Below are 17,426 nucleotides of genomic sequence, written 5' to 3'. Positions count from 1 at the left end.
CGACGCTCCCACCGGGTCCGGGGTCGCGCAATTCACGGCAACCGGCCGGGTGACCGGCGCCGCACGCCCGGGTGAAGTGCGTCAGCGCAGAGGTTCGAGCGCCTTGGCCAGCGGCTCCAGCACGGCCGGGGTGTGCGGCGGCGGCAGGTACACGATCGCGAGGTCGAGACCGGCTTCGCCGAGCGCCTCCGCCTCGGCGGCGACCTTGGCGTAGTCGCCGTCCGGGCTCAGGCGGACGTGCGAGGACAGCGTGATCTCGCTCGGGTCGCGGCCGATGTCCGCGCAGTGGCGGTGCAGGACGTCGCGCTTGTGGGCGAACTCCTCCGGCGTGCCGCCGACGAAGTTCCAGTGCTGGGCGTACTTCGCGGCGGTGCGCAGGGTGCGCTTCTCGCCGCTGCCGCCGATGCAGATCGGCGGGTGCGGCGTCTGCACGCCCTTCGGTTCGCACCGGGCGTCGGTCAGCTGGTAGTGCTCGCCCTGGAACGTCGTCGTCTCCTGCGTCAGCAGGCCGACGAGCACCTCGCAGGCTTCTTCGAAGCGGTCGCTGCGCTCCTTCACCGGGCCGAGCCGCATGCCGTACGCACCGGACTCCTCCTCGTTCCAGCCGGCGCCGATGCCGATCTCCAGCCGGCCGCCGGACACGATGTCGAGGGTCGCGGCCATGTTCGCGAGCAGCGCCGGGTGGCGGTAGTGGATCCCGCTGACGAGCGTGCCGACGCGCAGCCGCTTGGTGGCCTGCGCGAGCGCGGTGAGCGTGACCCAGCCTTCGAGGCACGGACCGGTCGGGTCGGAGAAGATCGGGTAGAAGTGGTCGAAGGTCCAGCCGGACTCGAACAGCTCGATCTCGTCGGCGGCCTGCCACACCGCGAGCATGTCCGCCCAGGCGGTGTCCTGGGGCGAGGTCTTGATGGCGAATCGCATGATCGTGATGGTAAGCCTGGAGTTCCTCCAGGTGGCGGCGTGCGGGCCGGTCGCTCGATCCGGTGAAGCAGCTCATCGCGCCGCCGTCCCCGGGTACCCCGCCGGAAAGGAGGAGGAGACGATGCCCGACAACGAGCTCCCGGGGTTCCTGATCATCGGCCTGATCTTCGTGGTCGCCGACGGCCAGGTCCTCTACCGCGGCGGCCGCCGCTACCTCAGCGGCCCGGACGGCGGCGAAGGCACCGGATCGATGGCCTGGATGGTGGTGACGGTGTTCCACCTGGTCGCGTTCGGCCTGCTGGCCCTGCTGTCGGTGGTGGGCCCGGGCTGGTCGGGCACGACGGCGGCGCTGGTCGGCCGCCTGGGCGTGTTCCTGTTGCTGCTCGCGCTGGCCCACGCGCTGACGTTGGCGGTACTGGGTCGCCGCCGGCAGGACACGATCGTGGAGACGCACTTCCAGGAGAGCGAGCGGCCGTCGGAGGTGTACGTCCAGCCGGTGGGCGAGCGGCCTTCCGAGGTGTACGTCCAGCCGGTACCGGAGCAGGCGATCGAGCGGACGACCGCCGTCACGCCGGTCCCGGGGCAGAGCGGGGCGGCGCCGCGCGTGAGCCCGGACATCGGGAACCACGGGCCTTACCGGACATAGGAACTCGCCGGCGGCCGCGGGCGAGTGCCTGCGGCGCTGTGGAAGCCGCCACGACTGCCCGCGACCGCCCGCCGCGCCGCGATGGCCGACCCAGCCACCGGCGGCCGCCCGCGACGGCGCGAAAGCCGACCGGCCGCGCCCACACCGGCCAGAGCGGAGCTTTCACGTGAAAGCTCCGCTCTGGCCCCCGCCCCATCCAGCGTCGACCGGACTGAAACCGCCGTGGTGGTCACATAACCCTGCGTGTTCGCCGCCGCCCATCCAGGTAATCACCCTTCCGTGTGCAATCGGGCCTCGCACCGCCTCGAATGCCGCAACGCGCGCTACTCCCCGTCGGCCGAACGCCAAATCCTCCGCGCCGACATAACCGCTTCGAGTCACTCACGAAGCCGGTGATCACTTTTCGCGTTCCACCAAAATCCTCGGCGCCGCAACGGATCCTTGCCCCCGGTAGCGATTTTGGTAGCGTTCGCTCGCCGCCGGGGCACGACCCCGCTGCGGCTTCTCCCCGTTTTCCGTTCCGGCGAAAGGACTTTCCCCATGCGCACGACCCTGCTCCGAGCCGGGAGCCTGGCCGGGGTGACCGTCGCCGTGCTCGCGGGCTCCGCCGGTGTCGCCACCGCGGACGACACCGTCACCGGTTCCGCCTACGGCGCCTCGGCCGGCGTCTCCCTGCTGCCCGGCGTCCTGACCAACAGCAAGGGCATCACCGTCGACACCGGACGGCTGGCCGAGTCGAGCACCGACGGTCCCGCCGAAGCCAGCATCGCCGACGTCCCGCTCAAGGGACTCGTCACCGCCAAGGCCATCAGCAGCTCCGTCGTCGGTGGCGCCGACGACGTGGCCGCCAAAGCAAGCGTCGCGGAGGCGACCCTGCCGCTGCTCGCCGCGGCCGCCGGGCGCGTGCCGTCGATCCGGCTCGTCAGCGCCCGCTGCGGGTCCGCCGACGGGCACGTCACCGGCAGCAGCGACCTCGCCGGCGTCAACCTCGGCCGCCTCGGCACACTCCCCGCCGCAACCGCGCCCAACCAGAAGCTGGGCATCCCCGGCGTCGCCGAAGTGACCGTCAACGAACAGCTCCAGCGCTACGACGGCGCCCTCGAAGTGACGGCCCTGCACATCAAACTCCTCGGCGGCAAGACCACCGGCGCGCTCGGCAGCGGCGACGTCAAGCTCGCGTCCGTCACCTGTGGCCCGTCGAAGGAACGCGCACCCGAAGCGCCGCCGCGCGGGCCCGGACAGGTCGTCGTCGTCCCCGCCGGTGCGCCGCAGACCGGCGACGGCAGCCTGGCCGAGGGCTGAGCCGATGCTGCGTCGCGCACTCCTCGTCGCCGTTTCCGCGCTGCTGCTCGCCGGCTGCGGCGCGACGGCGACCCCGGCGGCCGCCCCACCTCCGACACCGGCCGCCGCGAGCCTGACCCGGTCCCTGCCGACCGCGCTCGACGTCCCCGCGATCGACGCGAAGTCGACGCTGGTGTCGCTAGGCCTGAACGCCGATCGCACGGTCGAGGTGCCGCCGGTCGACCAGCCGCTGCAGGCCGGCTGGTACGAGTACGGCCCGACGCCCGGCGAGGTCGGGCCGGCGGTGATCCTCGGCCACATCGACGGCGACCACCGCAAGGGCATCTTCTGGCGGCTGCACGAGCTGAAGCCGGGCGACCCGGTGCACGTCGACCGCGCCGACGGCGGCAAGCTGACCTTCGAGGTGACGAAGGTCGACCAGATCGCGAAGAAGGAGTTCCCGACCGAAGCCGTGTACGGCAACACGACCGACCCCGAGCTGCGGCTGATCACTTGCGGCGGCAAGTACGACGCGGCGAACCGGAACTACCTCGACAACGTCATCGTGTACGCCAAGCTGAAGCGCTAACGGCGGCCCGAGCGGCTCGCCTTGCGGAACTCCCGGTTCAGCCCGGCGATGCTCGCGAAGGGAATCCCCTTCGGGCAGGCGGCGACGCACTCGCCGGTGTTGGTGCAGCCGCCGAAGCCCTCGGCGTCCATCGCGTCGACCATGTCGAGCACGCGCTGCGCCCGCTCCGGTTGTCCTTGCGGGAGCAGCGAAAGGTGCGTCACCTTCGCGGCGGTGAACAGCGTCGCCGAGCCGTTCGGGCACGCCGCCACGCAGGCGCCGCAGCCGATGCAGGTCGCGTTGTCGAAGGCCAGGTCCGCGTCCGGCTTCGGGACGGGCGTCGCGTGGGCGTCCGGCGCGCTGCCGGTCGGAGCGCTGACGTACCCGCCGGCCTGGACGATCCGGTCCAGGGCCGAGCGGTCGACGACCAGGTCCTTGATCACCGGGAAACCCTTGGCGCGCCACGGTTCGACGTCGATCACCTCACCGTCGCGGAACGAGCGCAGGTGCAGCTGGCACGACGTCGTGCGCTCCGGCCCGTGCGCCTGCCCGTTGATCACGACGCCGCAGGAGCCGCAGATGCCCTCGCGGCAGTCGTGGTCGAACGCGACCGGTTCCTCGCCGTTCTCGATCAGCTCCTGGTTGAGGACGTCGAGCAGTTCGAGGAAGGACATGTCGGGGCTGACGTCGGCGACCGGGTAGGACACCAGCCTGCCTTCGGAGGCCGGACCGGCCTGCCGCCAGATGCGGACGGTGAGGTTCATGTGTAGCTCCGCTGGGTGGGGTGGACGTGCTCGAAGGCGAGGTCTTCGCGGTGGAGCACCGGCAGGCCGTCCGGCCCGCCGTACTCCCACGCGGCGACGTAGGAGAACCGCTCGTCGTCGCGCCGGGCCTCGCCTTCGGGCGTTTGGTGTTCCTCGCGGAAGTGGCCGCCGCAGGACTCTTCCCGCGCGAGCGCGTCGACCAGCAGCAGCTCGGCCAGCTCCAGGAAGTCGGCCACCCGGTTGGCCTTTTCCAGCTCCTGGTTCAGTTCCGCCGCGCCGCCGGGGATGCGGACGTCCTGCCAGAACTCGGCACGCAGTTCCGGCACGCGCTCCAGGGCCTTCCGCAGGCCTTCGCGGTTGCGGGACATGCCGCAGTGGTCCCACATCAGCAGGCCCAGCTCGCGGTGGAACGAGTCGACGGACCGCGTCCCCTGGACCGCGAGCAGCCGCGTGATCCGGTCGCGCACTTCGGTTTCCACCTCGGCGACCGCGTCCGGCGGGACGTCGCCGAAGCGGTTTCCGCCGAGGTAGTCGTTCAAAGTGGCCGGGAGCACGAAGTAGCCGTCGGCGAGGCCCTGCATCAACGCCGACGCGCCGAGCCGGTTCGCGCCGTGGTCGGAGAAGTTGGCCTCGCCGATGACGAACAGCCCGGGGATCGTGCTCTGCAGGTCGTAGTCGACCCACAGCCCGCCCATCGTGTAGTGGATGGCCGGGTAGATCCGCATCGGCACGCGGTACGGGTCCTCCGCGGTGATCCGCTCGTACATCTCGAAGAGGTTCCCGTAACGCGCTTCGATCGCCGGGCGGCCCATGCGCTCGATCGCGTCGGCGAAGTCGAGGTAGACGCCGAGGCCGCCGGGGCCGACGCCGAGCCCCGCGTCGCAGACGTTCTTCGCCGCCCGCGACGCGATGTCCCGCGGCACCAGGTTCCCGAAGCTCGGGTAGAGCCGCTCGAGGTAGTAGTCGCGCTCGTCCTCGGGGATTTCCGCCGGCGGCCGGGTGTCCCCTTTCCGCTTCGGCACCCAGATCCGGCCGTCGTTGCGCAGCGACTCGCTCATCAGCGTCAGCTTCGACTGGTGCTCCCCCGACCGGGGGATGCACGTCGGGTGGATCTGCGTGAAGCACGGGTTCGCGAAGTAGGCGCCGCGCTTGTGCGCCCGCCAGATCGCGGTCGCGTTGGAGCCCTTCGCGTTGGTGGACAGGTAGAAGACGTTGCCGTAGCCGCCGGTGGCGAGGACGACGGCGTCGGCCAGGTGTGTCTCGATCTCGCCGGTGACCAGGTCGCGGGCGACGATGCCGCGCGCCCGGCCGTCGACGACGACCAGGTCGAGCATCTCCGTGCGCGGGTGCAGTTCGACGTTCCCGGCGTCGATCTGCCGCGAAAGCGCCTGGTAGGCGCCGATCAGCAGCTGCTGGCCGGTCTGGCCGCGCGCGTAGAACGTCCGCTGCACCTGGACCCCGCCGAACGAGCGGGTGTCGAGCAGGCCGCCGTACTCCCGGGCGAACGGCACGCCCTGCGCGACGGCCTGGTCGATGATCTGCGCCGACACCTGCGCCAATCGGTACACATTGGACTCCCGCGACCGGAAGTCGCCGCCCTTCACCGTGTCGTAGAACAGGCGGTATACGGAGTCGCCGTCGTTGCGGTAGTTCTTGGCCGCGTTGATCCCGCCCTGCGCGGCGACCGAGTGCGCCCGCCGGGGCGAGTCCTGGAAGCAGAACTGGACGACGTGGTAGCCCTGTTCGGCCAGCGTCGCCCCGGCCGACCCGCCGGCCAGGCCGGTGCCCACCACGATCACGCGGTGCTTGCGCCGGTTCGCCGGGTTCACCAGCTTCGCGGCGAACTTCCGTTCGTCCCAGCGGTTTTCCAGCTTGACGGCCGGTGTCTTGGTGTCGGCGATCGGGTCGCCGGTCACGTAGTCGCCCATCAGTCCACCAGTCCCGTCATGACCGCGACCGGGACGAGCGCGTAGCCGCCCGCGATCACGACCGCCATCGCGTTGCCGAAGATCTTGATCGCCCGTTCCCGCCGCGCGCTGGTGACGCCCAGCGTGCGCGCGGCGCTGGCGAAGCCGTGCTGGATGTGCAGGCCGAGCATGGCCAGGGCGGCGAGGTAGATCAGGTTCACCCACCAGACCTGGAAGTCCGCCACCAGGTTGTGGTACGGGTCGCCCGGCACGAAGTCCTGGTTCACCGTGCCGACGGTGAAGTCGAGGATGTGCCAGACGACGAACAGCGCCAGCGTCGCCCCGCCCCAGCGCATCGTGCGCACGGCGAACGTGGCGCGGACCGGCCGCCGGTGCACGTACGGCACCGGCCGGGCTTGGCGGTCGCGCCGCACCAGCTGGATCGCCGCGGTGACGTGCAGGACGAGCGCGATCAGCAGGACCACCCGCTGGATCCACAGGAACCACGAGTAGTGCAGGACCGGCTCACCGATGGTCCGCAGCCAGTGGGCGTAGTGGTTGAGGTCGTCGGCACCGAGGAACGTCTTGAGGTTGCCGACCATGTGCGCGAAGACGAAGGCGAGCAGCAGCGCGCCGGTCACCGCCATGACGATCTTCTTGCCGATCGTCGAGGCCCAGAACTGCCGGACGGGGCGCCGGCTCACGAGGTCGTTCACCACCCGATCGACGTTAGGAGCACGCCCACCAGAGGTCAAAGACATGATAACTCTACTGTCGATAGACTGTGGCTATGCAGTTCCAGCAGCTCGCCTACTTCGTCGCCGTGGCCGACGACCGGCACTTCACCCGCGCCGCCGAGCGGATGCGCGTCGCGCAGCCCTCGCTGTCCCAGCAGATCCGGGCGCTGGAGCACGACCTCGGCGCGCCGCTGTTCCACCGGATCCGCGGCAACGTCTCGCTCACCGAGGCGGGCGAAACCCTGCTGCCGATCGCGCGGCGGATCCTCGCCGAGACCGAAAGCGCGCGGCTCGCGATCCGCGAACTCGACGAGCTCGACCGCGGCCGCGTGCGGCTCGGCGCGCCGCCCAGCCTGTGCACGGGCCTGCTGCCCGCGATGCTGTCGGCGTTCCGCCGCCGCTACCCGGGCATCCAGCTGGAACTGCAGGAAAGCGGCTCGCGCGACCTGCGCCAGCGGCTGTCCGAAGGCGCCTTGGACCTGGCCCTGCTGGCCGCCGCGCCGACCGACCCGCACCTGGCGGCGACGCCGTTGCTGCTGGAGGAGCTGGTCGTCATCTCCCCCGCGGACGCGCCGGTGCGGAAGGGCCGGCTCGACGTCCGCGAGCTGGCCGACGTCCCGCTGGTGATGTTCCGCCGCGGCTACGACGTCCGCGAGGCGACGGTCAACGCCTGCCGCGCGGCCGGGTTCGAGCCGTCGTTCGCCATCGAGGGCGGCGAGATGGACGCCGTGCTGGAGCTGGTGCGCGCCGGCGTCGGGTCCGCGGTGGTGCCGAGCACCGTGGCGGGCGACCGGTTCCGGATGACGCGGTTCGTGCCGGAAGCGGGCATGACCCGGATCGTGCAGCTGGCCCACCGCAAGGAGGTGGAGCCGACGCGGGCGGTCCGCGCGCTGCGCACCGCCCTCGTCGGGTTCGTGGCCGACCGGGCGAGCCTGCCGCCCGGCATCGAGTCCCTTGTGGACAGAGGCGGCACCCGACCATCGGGGGGTTGACCGGCACCGGTTCGGGGAGTGGCATGGACGCCGTGAATCGTCTGCGCTCGGCCGCCGTGCTCGCCGCCCTCGCCGGTTCCCTCCTGGTCCCGGCCCCCGCCACCGCCGCGCCCGCCCTGGGTTTCGACCTCGACGCGGCCACCATCCCCGAACTCCAGCACCGGATGGACCACGGCGGCCTCACCGCCGTGCGGCTGACCACCGCCTACCTCCGCCGCATCGACGCGCTCGACGGCAAGATCCACTCGGTGGTCGCCGTCGACCCGGGTGCGCTCCGGGCGGCCGCCGCCAGCGACGCCCGCCGCCGCGCCGGCCACACCCTCGGGCAGCTGGACGGGATCCCGGTGCTGCTCAAGGACAACATCGACACGCACGCGCAGCCGGCGACCGCGGGATCGCGCGCGTTGCCACGCAGCCGTCCGGCCAAGGACGCGGCGCTCGTGGACCGGCTGCAGCGCGGTGGCGCCGTGAGCCTCGGCAAGACGAACCTGTCGGAGTGGGCCAACTTCCGGTCTACGCATTCGACGTCGGGCTGGTCCGCGGTCGGCGGGCAGACGAACAACCCGTACGTCCTCGACCGCAACCCGTGCGGCTCGTCGTCGGGCTCCGGCGCCGCCGTCGCGGCGACGCTGGCCCAGGTGGCGATCGGCACCGAGACCGACGGCTCGATCGTCTGCCCGGCAGGCGCCAACGACGTCGTCGGCGAGAAGCCGACGCTCGGGCTGGTCAGCCGGACCGGCGTCGTGCCGATCTCCGCGGAACAGGACACGGCCGGGCCGATGGCGCGCCACGTCGTCGACGCGGCCGTCACGCTGTCGGTGCTGCAGGGCCGCGACCCGGCCGACCCCGCGACGGCGGCGATTCCCGCGGGTCAGCCGAAGGACTACACGGCGTACCTGCGTCCGGACGCCCTGCGCGGGGCGCGGATCGGCGTCTGGCGGCTGGCCGGGCTGGACGCCGACGTCGACCGGGTCGTCGGCGACGCCGTGCGGACGCTGACGGCTCGTGGCGCGACGGTCGTCGACGTCGATCTCCCTTACCAGGACCAGATCGGCGCGGCCGAGACGCCGGCGCTGCTGACCGAGTTCAAGCGGGACCTGAACGCGTACCTGAAGCACCGGCCCGGGCACCCCGCGACGCTCGACGAGCTGATCGCGTTCAACCGCCGTGACCCGGTGGAGCTGTCGAAGTTCGGGCAGGAGCTGTTCGAGCAGGCCGCGGTGGCGCCGGCGCCGAGCGATCCGACGTACCGGCAGCAGCGCGCGACGGCGACTTCCCTGGCCCAGCGGTCGATCGACGAAACGCTGTCGCGGCTGCACCTGGACGCGATCGTGGCGCCGACCAACAGCCCGGCGTGGAAGACGGACTACGCGGCGGGCGATGCGTACGTCCTCGGTTCGTCGACCCCGGCGGCGGTCGCGGGCTACCCGAACGTGTCGGTCCCGGCGGGGTTCGCGGGCCCGTTGCCGATCGGCGTCTCGTTCTTCGCCGGCCGCTGGGCCGACGCGCGGGTGCTGGCGTTCGCGGCGGCGTTCGAGCGCGCCGCCCCGGCACGCCGGCCGCCCGCGTTCCTGCCCAGCGCTGGCTAAGGTGGGGGCCGACGGTGAGGAGGGCAGCCGATGGTCACCCGCGCGGAGCGGAACGCGACGGACCCGGACCTGGGTGTCCTTTCGGGACGGCTGCTGTTCGCGGTGCAGCGCGAGCTGTTCGCGACGTTGGCGGCGCAGGGGTTCGACGACCTGAAGCACCGCCACGGCGCAGTGCTGGCGTACCTGGATCCGGACGGCGTGCGGGCGACGGAGCTGTCCCGGCTTTCGGGGCAGTACAAGCAGATCATCGGCACGCTGATTGACGAACTGGCGGCGTTGGGCTACGTCGAGCGGAGACCGGACCCGAGTGACCGGCGGGCGAAGCTGATCTGCCCGACCGAGCGGGGATTGGCCCAGATGCGCGCGGCGGACGCGATCATGGAGGGAATCCAGCGCCGCCACGCGGACCGCCTGGGGCGCGCGGAGTACGAGCGGTTCAAGGGGCTATTGGCGGACATCACGAACCACCAGCGCAAACAGCCGGGCAACGACTGACCCCCGGTACCCGGGTCTGCCGCGGCTCGTCGTGAGTGGGAAACGGTGTTCTAACCCTGTTTCTCACTCACGACCCGCTGGGCCAGCCACTCGACCACCCGGTGCCAGCTTTCGTGCGCCGGATCCATCACCTGGAAGTGGTCCGCGCCCGGCACTTCCCGGTACTCCCCCTCCGCCACCCGCGATGCATACGTCCGGCTGTAAGCAGCCGGGACGACGTCGTCGGCGGAGCCGTGCAGGGCCAGGACCGGCACTCCTGCCCCGGCCAGCTCACTCGGCGAGGTCGTCGCGTACCGGTCGGGCACCTCGTCGACGTGCCCGCCCAGCAGCAGCTTGACCACGCCCTCGCCGACCCCCGCCGCGACCGTCGGCCAGAACTCCGGGTACGCGGGTGCCGGCGCTCCGGCCGGCCGCGCTGCCTCGCCGTCGGCCAGCACCGTGCCGAACCCCGTCCGGTCGGCCTCCGCCAGATCCAGCACCCCGGCCAGCGAAACCGCCGCCACCGGCACCACCTTCGGGGCCGCTCCCACCGCGCCCTCGGGCAGGGCCGCCCGGTGCGCGGCCCACGCCGCCAGCTGGCCACCCGCCGAGTGGCCGACCACCGCCACCCGCGCGAGATCGAGCGCCGGATCGAGGTCCGCCACCGCGTCGACCGCCGTCGCCACATCCTCGAACGTCGACGGCCAGCCGCCGCCGTCGCCGAGGCGGCGGTAGTCCGCGTTCCACACCGCGTACCCCCTGGCCACCAGGTCGTCGGCAAGCGGCGTCGCCGTGCGGCGGTCGAACATCGCCGTCCAGTACCCGCCGTGCAGCAGCACCACCACCGGGAACGGCCCCTCGCCCGCCGGCACGTACAGCTCCCCCGCCTGCGCCGGGTGCGGGCCGTACGCGACCGTGCGCACCGGGCCCGGCGGGTCGTCGTAACGGGCGCCGCGGCGCGAGCTCACCAATGCGTCGATCGTGCCGAAGAACTCCGCGACCCGCGGGTCGTCGCCGCCCTTGGCCTTCGACTCGTCCCACGCCGTGTCGTCGATCCACTCGACGACGTCCAGCCACGTCCCGGCGTCCAGGCGCACCAGCTTCGCGGAGACGAACCCGCGGCGCCCCTCGCGGAAGGCGGCCAGCATCCCGGGTCGCGCCGCGAGCATCGCCGAGGTCCGCTCGGGCCGGACGGTGAACGTGGTCAGCTCGATGACGGCCATGCACTCCCCTTAAGTTGGTCCACATTCATGACTATCATGGTTTTGGACCACTTGTCACGCGGACGTGCGCCCGCTCGCCCTGCCGCCCGACGAGGCTGAGGAACTCGACCGGCCCCGCGCTCGTGGCCCCGAACCAATGCGGCGTGCGCGTGTCGAACTCCGCCGCCTCCCCCGGCCCGAGGACCAGGTCGTGCTCGCCGAGCACCAGGCGGAGCATCCCGTTCAGCACGTAGGCCCAGTCGTGGCCCTCGTGGGTGCGCAGCTCGGGCTCGCGGTCCCCCGCGGGCAGGACGAACTTGTACGCCTGGATCCCGCCCGGCCGCCGGGTCAGCGGGATGACCGTCGAGCCGTCCGCGCCGGCGAGCGGCCGGAGGGTGACGCGCGGGTCGCCGGTCGGCGGCGCGTCGACCAGCTCGTCCAGCGTCACGCCGTAGGCGCGCGCGAGCGGCAGGAGCTGCTCCAGCGTCGGGCGGCGCAGGCCGGCCTCGAGCCGCGACAGCGTGCTCGCCGAAATCCCCGTCTGTTCGGCCAGCGCGGTGAGCGTGGTTTCCCGCTGCTGCCGGAGGCGCTTGAGCCGCGGCCCGACGGCGTCGAGGGCCCGGTCGATCGAGTCGTCCATGCCGCCATTTTGCCGATCGGCAAGAAGCTTTGCCAAATCGCCCGACCGGGAGGCACCTTGGCGGCGTGAACGACTTCGACCGGCCCTACTGGGACCAGCACTGGCGGCACGCCCGCCACCACGGCACCGCACCGAACCCCCACCTCGTCCGCGAGGTCGCCGGCCTCGCGCCGGGCACCGCACTGGACGCCGGCTGCGGCCGGGGCGCCGAAGCCGGCTGGCTCGCCGCCCGCGGCTGGGCCGTCACGGCGGTGGACATCTCCATCGAAGCCCTCACCCAGGCCACCGCGAACACCGTGGCCTGGGTCCGGGCGGACCTGACGACGTGGGCGCCCGCCACGCCGTTCGACCTGGTCACCACCCACTACGCCCACCCGGCGATGCCGCAGCTCGCCTTCTACGAACGCATTTCCGACTGGGTCGCCCCCGGCGGCACGCTGCTCGTCGTCGGCCACGCACAGGGGCACCACGTCGCCGAGGCGTCGGCCACCGCCGCGGACATCACCGCACTCCTGGGCGGCTGGGCGATCGACACGGCCGGCGACCACGGCCACGACGTCGTCGTGCGGGCCAGGAGGACGGCATGAGCACCCTCGTCGACGACCCGCGCCGGCGCCGCGCGATCCTGGTCGGCGTCTGCCTCGCCCTGATGGCGGTGGTCGCGTCCGTCTCCGGGCTCAACGTCGCCCAGCCACAGCTCGCGGTCGAGCTCGGCGCGTCGCAGGCCACCGTCCTGTGGATCGTCAACGGCTACGCCGTCACCCTGGCCGCGCTGCTCCTGCCGCTCGGTGCGGCCGGCGACCGCCTCGGCCGGAAACCCGTGCTGCTCACCGGGTTGACGCTGTTCGGGGTCGCGAACCTCGCGGCGGCCCTTGCTCCCTCCGCCGGGACGCTGCTGGCGGCCCGGCTCCTGGCCGGCGTGAGCGCGGCGATGATCATGCCGGTCACCCTCGCCGTCATCACCTCGACGTTCCCGGCCGAAGAGCGATCCCGGGCGATCGGCGTCTGGACCGGCGTCGCCGGCGGGGGCGGGATCCTCGGCATGTTCCTGTCGGCGGTCCTGGTCGACCTGGCGAGCTGGCGGTGGCTGTTCGTGCTGCCGATCGCGCTCGCCGGAGCGGCCGCCGTCGTGACGCTGCGGACGGTGCCGGACTCCCGCTCGGCGGACCGGCACCGGTTCGACACCGTCGGCGCGGGACTGTCGTCGGCCGCCGTCGTCGCGCTGGTCTTCGTCCTCCACGAAGGACCGGACCGCGGGTGGACCGCGCCGGTGACCCTGCTGAGCCTCGCCGCCGGGCTCCTCGGCGTCGCCGGGTTCGCCGCGTGGGAACAGCGCCACCCGGCACCGCTGCTCGACGTGCGGCTCTTCCGCGAGCGCGGCCTGGCCGGCGGTTCCGGGACGCTGCTGGCCGTCTTCGGCGTGCAGGCGGGGATCTTCGTGGTCCTGTTCCCGTACCTGCAGGCGGTGCTCGGCTGGTCCGGCTTCCGCGCCACGCTGGCCCTGATGCCGACGGCACTGCTGATGATGGCGGCGTCCGGTCTCGCCCCGCGGGTGGCCGCCCGGTTCGGCGGCCGCCCGGCCATGGCGGCCGGTCTCGTCGTGAGCGTGACGGGCCTGGTGCTGCTGGCCGCCTTCGTCTCCGTCGGCGGCGGCTACCCCTCGCTCCTGCCCGGGATGCTGCTCATGGGACTCGGGATGGGCCTGGCGATGACCCCGGCCACCGAGGCCATCACCGGCTCGCTGCCCCGGGACCGGCAGGGCGTGGCGTCCGCGCTCAACGACGTCACGCGGGAGCTGGGCACGGCACTCGGCGTCGCGCTGCTCGGCACGATCCTGACCGCCGGCTACCAGGGCGCCGTCGATGCCCGGCTGGCCGGGGCGGGCGCGGAGGTCGCGCGCCGGGGCATCGCCGACGCCGTCGCGGCCGGTCCGGCGGTGGCCGGCGCGGCTCGCGAGTCCTTTGTGGACGGGTGGCGGCAGTCGATGTGGGCCGGCGCGGGCATCCTGGCGCTCGTCCTCGTGCTCACCCTGGTGAAGAGCCCCTTATCGATTCAGAGATCCTCTGCTAGCCTGCGTCGCGGGACGGCTCCGGCCGGCGCCCTGGGGACCGACTCCGAGGAGATGGAATGACGGCAATCGCCCGTGTCCGTGGCCGTGAGGTGCTCGACAGCCGGGGCAACCCGACCGTCGAGGTCGACGTCGTGCTGGAGGACGGCTCGCTGGGCCGCGCCGCGGTTCCCTCGGGTGCCTCGACCGGCACGCGGGAGGCCGTCGAGCTGCGCGACGGCGACAAGAGCCGCTACCACGGCAAAGGCGTCCGCAACGCCGTCACCGCGGTCAACACCGAGCTGGCCGAGGCGGTCGTCGGGCTGAACGCCGAAGCCCAGGCCGAGGTCGACGCCGCGCTGATCGCCGCGGACGGGACGCCGAACAAGGCCCGCGTCGGCGCGAACGCGACGCTCGGGATCTCCTTGGCCGTCGCGAAGGCGGCCGCGGCGGCGAACACGCTCCCGCTGTACCGGTACGTCGGCGGGGTCTTCGCCCACCAGCTGCCGATGCCGATGATGAACATCGTCAACGGCGGCGCGCACGCCGACAACCCGATCGACTTCCAGGAGTTCATGATCGGCCCGGTCGGCGCGGAGACCTTCGCCGAAGCCGTGCGGATGGGCTCGGAGGTCTTCCACACGCTGCGCGCGTCGCTGAAGAAGGCCGGGCACGGCACCAACGTCGGCGACGAAGGCGGCTTCGCGCCCAACCTCGCCTCCGCCGACGAAGCCCTGGAGTTCGTCGTCCGCGCGATCGAGGAGAGCGGCTACACCCCCGGCGAGGACATCGCGCTGCTGCTCGACCCGGCCGCGTCGGAGTTCTACGACAACGGCGTCTACGACTACCGCGGCGAGGGCATCAAGCGCAGCGTCGAGGAGCACGTCGCCTACCTCGACGAGCTGACCACGCGGTTCCCGATCGTCTCGATCGAGGACGGCCTCGCCCAGGACGACTACGACGGCTGGAAGCAGCTGACCGACCGGATCGGCGACCGCGTGCAGCTCGTCGGCGACGACGTCTTCTGCACCAACGTCAAGCTGCTGCAGGACGGGATCGACCGCGGCATCGGGAACTCGATCCTGATCAAGGTCAACCAGATCGGCACGCTGACCGAAACGCTGCTCACGGTCGACACCGCGCACAAGGCCGGTTACTCCGCGGTGATGTCGCACCGCTCCGGCGAGACCGAGGACACCACGATCGCCGACCTCGCCGTCGCCACCGGCTGCGGCCAGATCAAGACGGGTTCGCTGTCGCGGTCCGACCGCACGGCCAAGTACAACCAGCTCATCCGCATCGAGGAGGAGCTGGGCGCGGAGGCCCGTTACGCCGGCCGGGCCACCCTGCGCGGCGCCCGCTGATCGGCGAACCCGGCCGATCTGTAGTGCCATAGGACGGGTGAGCTCATTTCACTCTTTCGTGGACAAGGTGGACGACCGGCTCGGCGACGGACTCGAGCACGTCCTGTGCGCCCACCACCGGCGGCGGCTGCGCGCGCTGGGGTGGGGTGAGGTGCTCGAGTCCGGCGACGACCGCTTCGGCGGCCGGGCACCGGTGCGCGAGGGCAACCGGGTCGAGGTGCTGATCGACGGCGAGGAGACGCTGCCGTCGATCGAAGCCGCGATCCGGCGGGCGAAGTCCCACGTGCACATCGCCAACTGGCACGCGAGCGCGGACTTCCGGCTGACGCGGGAGCCCGGCGCCCTCACCCTGCGCGAGCTGCTCGCCGAGACCGCCGACCGCGGCGTCGAGGTGCGGGTGCTGCTGTGGGCCGGGCCGCCGGTCCCCGCGTTCCAGCCGACGCGCAAGCTCGCCCGGCGCGAGCAGCGCAAGTTCACCGACGGCTCGGCCGTGCGGTGCGTGCTGGACTCCCGCGAACGGACCATGCACTGCCACCACGAGAAGCTCGTGGTGGTCGACGACGAGGTCGCGTTCGTCGGCGGCGTCGACTTCACGGCGCTGGAGGGCGACCGCCACGACAGCCCGGACCACCCGCCGCGGCCGATCGGCTGGCACGACCTGGGGTCCCGGCTCGAAGGGCCGGTCGTCGCGGACGTCGCCGACCACTTCCGGCGGCGGTGGACGGAGGTCGCCGAGGAGGACCTGCCGGCGCCGCGCGTGCCGGGACCGGCGGGCGGAAGCCGCGTCCAGCTGCTGCGCACGATCCCGAACTCGACGTACGGCTTCGCCCCGAAGGGCGAGTTCACGATCCTCGACGGCTACCTGCGTGCCCTGCGGTCCGCGCGCCGGCTGGTCTACCTGGAGAACCAGTTCCTGTGGTCGCCGGAGATCGCCGAGGTGCTGCTCGACAAGCTGCGCAACCCGCCGGACGACCGCTTCCGGGTGGTCCTGCTGCTGCCGCGCAAGCCGAGCAACGGCTCCGACACCACGCGCGGCCAGCTGGGCCGGCTCCTCGACGCCGACGACGGCAACGGCCGCCTGCTCGCGACGACGATCAGCGCGCACGACGGTGAGTCCGCCGCGCCGGTGTACGTGCACGCGAAGCTCGGCATCGTCGACGACGAGTGGCTGACGGTCGGGTCCGCGAACCTGAACGAGCACTCACTGTTCAACGACACCGAGGTCAACATCGCAACCGACGACGCCGAACTGGCCCGCTCGACGCGGCTGCGCCTGTGGGCCGAGCACCTCGGCCGCGAGATCTCGGAAGTGGACGGCGACCCGGCGGACGTCGTCGACCACCTCTGGCGGCCGCTGGCCGAGGAGCAGGCGGAGCGAGAGCGCCGGGGCGAGCACCGAACGCACCGGCTGGTGCTGCTGCCGGGCGTTTCACGGCGCGCGGGGCGGCTGCAGGGCCCACTGCGTGGACTCCTCGTCGACGGCTGAAGCGAAGATCGGCCGCCCGCTCTAGATTGGGCGGCATGACTTCCACCGCCGACAAGGCCACCCGGCTGCAGGAGCTGCACGCCGCGCCCGAGCTGCTGCTCGTCGTCAACGTCTGGGACGCCATCACCGCCAAGGTCGTCGCCGAGACGCCCGGCACCCAGGCCCTCGCGACCCCCAGCCACGGCATCGCCGCCTCGCGCGGCTACCCGGACGGCGAGAAGATCCCGCGCGACGAGATGATCGCCGAGGTCGCGCTGATCGTGCGGACGGCCGGCGACCTGCCCGTCACCGCCGACCTCGAAGCCGGCTACGGCGACCCCGGCGGCACGATCGCCCGCGCCATCGACGCCGGCGCGGTCGGCGCCAACCTCGAAGACCAGATGAAGCCCCTCGACGAAGCCGTGAAGGCCGTCGAAGCCGCCGTCGCGGCCGCGCAGAAGGCCGGCGTCGACTTCGTGCTCAACGCCCGCACCGACGCCTTCATCAAAACTGACCCGGAAACCGCGCTGGAAGAGGCCGTCACCCGCGGCCGCGCCTACCTCGACGCGGGCGCGTCCAACTTCTTCGTGCCCGGCAAGCTCGACGAGGACCAGGTCGCGCGGCTCGTCGGAGAACTGGGTGAGCGCAAGGTCAACCTGATCGGCATCCCGGGCTCGATCCCGCTGAAGCGCGCGCAGGAACTCGGCGTCTCGCGCGTGTCGTACGGGCCGTGGAGCCAGAACGTCGCCCTGACCGCGCTGGCCAAGCTCGCCGAAGACGTCTACGCCGGCGGCGGCCTGCCCGCCGACACCCGCAAGCTCAACTGAGC

The 17,426-nt window shown here is 72.3% G+C and carries 17 protein-coding genes; 11 read left to right on the top strand and 6 right to left on the bottom strand.

Going from position 1 to position 17,426, the window contains the following annotated elements; genetic code table 11:
* Positions 1-81: 81 nt before the first annotated feature.
* The gene (locus tag ACIQWX_RS16805; RefSeq protein WP_400871093.1) at positions 82-921 is read right to left on the bottom strand and encodes an LLM class F420-dependent oxidoreductase; all 840 of its coding nucleotides are present in this window, start codon (positions 919-921) and stop codon (positions 82-84) included.
* Between ACIQWX_RS16805 and ACIQWX_RS16800 the strand changes: the two genes are divergently transcribed.
* The 3 genes from ACIQWX_RS16800 to ACIQWX_RS16790 all read left to right on the top strand — a co-directional run bounded on the left by ACIQWX_RS16800 (position 920) and on the right by ACIQWX_RS16790 (position 3,437).
* Complete coding sequence (locus ACIQWX_RS16800) at positions 920-1,567, top strand: hypothetical protein (RefSeq protein ID WP_400871090.1); 648 nt, start codon at positions 920-922, stop codon at positions 1,565-1,567. The genes ACIQWX_RS16805 and ACIQWX_RS16800 overlap by 2 nt on opposite strands.
* Positions 1,568-2,107: 540 nt before the next feature.
* Positions 2,108-2,869, top strand: a complete 762-nt coding sequence (locus ACIQWX_RS16795) for a choice-of-anchor P family protein (RefSeq protein ID WP_400871087.1) — start codon at positions 2,108-2,110, stop codon at positions 2,867-2,869.
* Positions 2,870-2,873: 4 nt separating this feature from the next.
* Entirely contained in the window at positions 2,874-3,437 is a 564-nt protein-coding gene (locus ACIQWX_RS16790; protein ID WP_400871084.1) for a class F sortase, read from the top strand.
* Here the strand turns inward: ACIQWX_RS16790 and ACIQWX_RS16785 are convergent.
* From ACIQWX_RS16785 to ACIQWX_RS16775, 3 genes are read right to left on the bottom strand one after another with little or no spacing between them, the layout of a single operon-like run.
* On the bottom strand, positions 3,434-4,180 hold the full coding sequence (locus ACIQWX_RS16785; protein WP_400871081.1) for a succinate dehydrogenase/fumarate reductase iron-sulfur subunit: 747 nt from the start codon (positions 4,178-4,180) through the stop codon (positions 3,434-3,436). The genes ACIQWX_RS16790 and ACIQWX_RS16785 overlap by 4 nt on opposite strands.
* Complete coding sequence (locus tag ACIQWX_RS16780; RefSeq protein ID WP_400871078.1) at positions 4,177-6,108, bottom strand: fumarate reductase/succinate dehydrogenase flavoprotein subunit; 1,932 nt, start codon at positions 6,106-6,108, stop codon at positions 4,177-4,179. Before ACIQWX_RS16780 ends, ACIQWX_RS16785 begins: the two co-directional genes overlap by 4 nt.
* Positions 6,108-6,806, bottom strand: coding sequence for a succinate dehydrogenase cytochrome b subunit (locus ACIQWX_RS16775; RefSeq protein WP_400871075.1), 699 nt, complete (start codon positions 6,804-6,806; stop codon positions 6,108-6,110). Before ACIQWX_RS16775 ends, ACIQWX_RS16780 begins: the two co-directional genes overlap by 1 nt.
* A gap of 71 nt (positions 6,807-6,877) precedes the next feature.
* Here ACIQWX_RS16775 and ACIQWX_RS16770 point away from each other — a divergent pair, with 71 nt between their 5' ends.
* The 3 genes from ACIQWX_RS16770 to ACIQWX_RS16760 are packed head-to-tail and all read left to right on the top strand — an operon-like array spanning position 6,878 to position 9,900.
* Positions 6,878-7,816, top strand: a complete 939-nt coding sequence (locus ACIQWX_RS16770) for a LysR family transcriptional regulator (protein ID WP_400871072.1) — start codon at positions 6,878-6,880, stop codon at positions 7,814-7,816.
* A 23-nt stretch (positions 7,817-7,839) separates the two neighbouring features.
* Positions 7,840-9,405: an amidase gene (locus tag ACIQWX_RS16765; protein WP_400871070.1), complete on the top strand. Its 1,566-nt coding sequence runs from the start codon at positions 7,840-7,842 to the stop codon at positions 9,403-9,405.
* A gap of 30 nt (positions 9,406-9,435) precedes the next feature.
* Positions 9,436-9,900: a MarR family winged helix-turn-helix transcriptional regulator gene (locus tag ACIQWX_RS16760; protein ID WP_400871067.1), complete on the top strand. Its 465-nt coding sequence runs from the start codon at positions 9,436-9,438 to the stop codon at positions 9,898-9,900.
* A gap of 50 nt (positions 9,901-9,950) precedes the next feature.
* On the opposite strand, the gene ACIQWX_RS16755 is transcribed toward ACIQWX_RS16760, so the two are convergent.
* Both ACIQWX_RS16755 and ACIQWX_RS16750 read right to left on the bottom strand, forming a co-directional pair.
* The gene (locus ACIQWX_RS16755) at positions 9,951-11,102 is read right to left on the bottom strand and encodes an alpha/beta hydrolase family protein (protein WP_400871064.1); all 1,152 of its coding nucleotides are present in this window, start codon (positions 11,100-11,102) and stop codon (positions 9,951-9,953) included.
* A gap of 34 nt (positions 11,103-11,136) precedes the next feature.
* A complete protein-coding gene (locus ACIQWX_RS16750) occupies positions 11,137-11,721 on the bottom strand; it encodes a helix-turn-helix domain-containing protein (RefSeq protein WP_400871061.1) in 585 nt (194 codons plus the stop codon).
* Between the two features lie 65 nt (positions 11,722-11,786).
* On the opposite strand from ACIQWX_RS16750, the gene ACIQWX_RS16745 reads away from it, so the two are divergent.
* The 5 genes from ACIQWX_RS16745 to ACIQWX_RS16725 are packed head-to-tail and all read left to right on the top strand — an operon-like array spanning position 11,787 to position 17,424.
* Positions 11,787-12,308, top strand: coding sequence for a class I SAM-dependent methyltransferase (locus ACIQWX_RS16745; protein ID WP_400871058.1), 522 nt, complete (start codon positions 11,787-11,789; stop codon positions 12,306-12,308).
* Positions 12,305-13,852, top strand: a complete 1,548-nt coding sequence (locus tag ACIQWX_RS16740) for an MFS transporter (protein ID WP_400871055.1) — start codon at positions 12,305-12,307, stop codon at positions 13,850-13,852. Before ACIQWX_RS16745 ends, ACIQWX_RS16740 begins: the two co-directional genes overlap by 4 nt.
* Complete coding sequence (gene eno, locus ACIQWX_RS16735; RefSeq protein WP_400871052.1) at positions 13,849-15,132, top strand: phosphopyruvate hydratase; 1,284 nt, start codon at positions 13,849-13,851, stop codon at positions 15,130-15,132. Before ACIQWX_RS16740 ends, eno begins: the two co-directional genes overlap by 4 nt.
* Before the next feature lie 37 nt (positions 15,133-15,169).
* Complete coding sequence (locus tag ACIQWX_RS16730) at positions 15,170-16,618, top strand: phosphatidylserine/phosphatidylglycerophosphate/cardiolipin synthase family protein (RefSeq protein ID WP_400871049.1); 1,449 nt, start codon at positions 15,170-15,172, stop codon at positions 16,616-16,618.
* Between the two features lie 35 nt (positions 16,619-16,653).
* Entirely contained in the window at positions 16,654-17,424 is a 771-nt protein-coding gene (locus tag ACIQWX_RS16725; RefSeq protein WP_400871046.1) for an isocitrate lyase/phosphoenolpyruvate mutase family protein, read from the top strand.
* Positions 17,425-17,426: the final 2 nt, after the last annotated feature.

The sequence above is a fragment of the Amycolatopsis sp. NPDC098790 genome (assembly GCF_044759945.1).
GTDB lineage: Bacteria > Actinomycetota > Actinomycetes > Mycobacteriales > Pseudonocardiaceae > Amycolatopsis.
The sequence above is the reverse complement of the archived record's forward strand: the minus strand, read 5'-3'. Positions and strand labels throughout refer to the sequence as shown.

Bases quoted from the DNA above. Each gene is read 5' to 3' on its own strand.
- ACIQWX_RS16800 (WP_400871090.1), top strand. From the start codon at position 920: ATGATCGTGATGGTAAGCCTGGAGTTCCTCCAGGTGGCGGCGTGCGGG.
- ACIQWX_RS16805 (WP_400871093.1), bottom strand. From the start codon at position 921: ATGCGATTCGCCATCAAGACCTCGCCCCAGGACACCGCCTGGGCGGAC.
- ACIQWX_RS16795 (WP_400871087.1), top strand. From the start codon at position 2,108: ATGCGCACGACCCTGCTCCGAGCCGGGAGCCTGGCCGGGGTGACCGTC.
- ACIQWX_RS16790 (WP_400871084.1), top strand. From the start codon at position 2,874: ATGCTGCGTCGCGCACTCCTCGTCGCCGTTTCCGCGCTGCTGCTCGCC.
- ACIQWX_RS16785 (WP_400871081.1), bottom strand. From the start codon at position 4,180: ATGAACCTCACCGTCCGCATCTGGCGGCAGGCCGGTCCGGCCTCCGAA.
- ACIQWX_RS16780 (WP_400871078.1), bottom strand. From the start codon at position 6,108: ATGGGCGACTACGTGACCGGCGACCCGATCGCCGACACCAAGACACCG.
- ACIQWX_RS16770 (WP_400871072.1), top strand. From the start codon at position 6,878: ATGCAGTTCCAGCAGCTCGCCTACTTCGTCGCCGTGGCCGACGACCGG.
- ACIQWX_RS16765 (WP_400871070.1), top strand. From the start codon at position 7,840: ATGGACGCCGTGAATCGTCTGCGCTCGGCCGCCGTGCTCGCCGCCCTC.
- ACIQWX_RS16760 (WP_400871067.1), top strand. From the start codon at position 9,436: ATGGTCACCCGCGCGGAGCGGAACGCGACGGACCCGGACCTGGGTGTC.
- ACIQWX_RS16755 (WP_400871064.1), bottom strand. From the start codon at position 11,102: ATGGCCGTCATCGAGCTGACCACGTTCACCGTCCGGCCCGAGCGGACC.
- ACIQWX_RS16750 (WP_400871061.1), bottom strand. From the start codon at position 11,721: ATGGACGACTCGATCGACCGGGCCCTCGACGCCGTCGGGCCGCGGCTC.
- ACIQWX_RS16740 (WP_400871055.1), top strand. From the start codon at position 12,305: ATGAGCACCCTCGTCGACGACCCGCGCCGGCGCCGCGCGATCCTGGTC.
- eno (WP_400871052.1), top strand. From the start codon at position 13,849: ATGACGGCAATCGCCCGTGTCCGTGGCCGTGAGGTGCTCGACAGCCGG.
- ACIQWX_RS16725 (WP_400871046.1), top strand. From the start codon at position 16,654: ATGACTTCCACCGCCGACAAGGCCACCCGGCTGCAGGAGCTGCACGCC.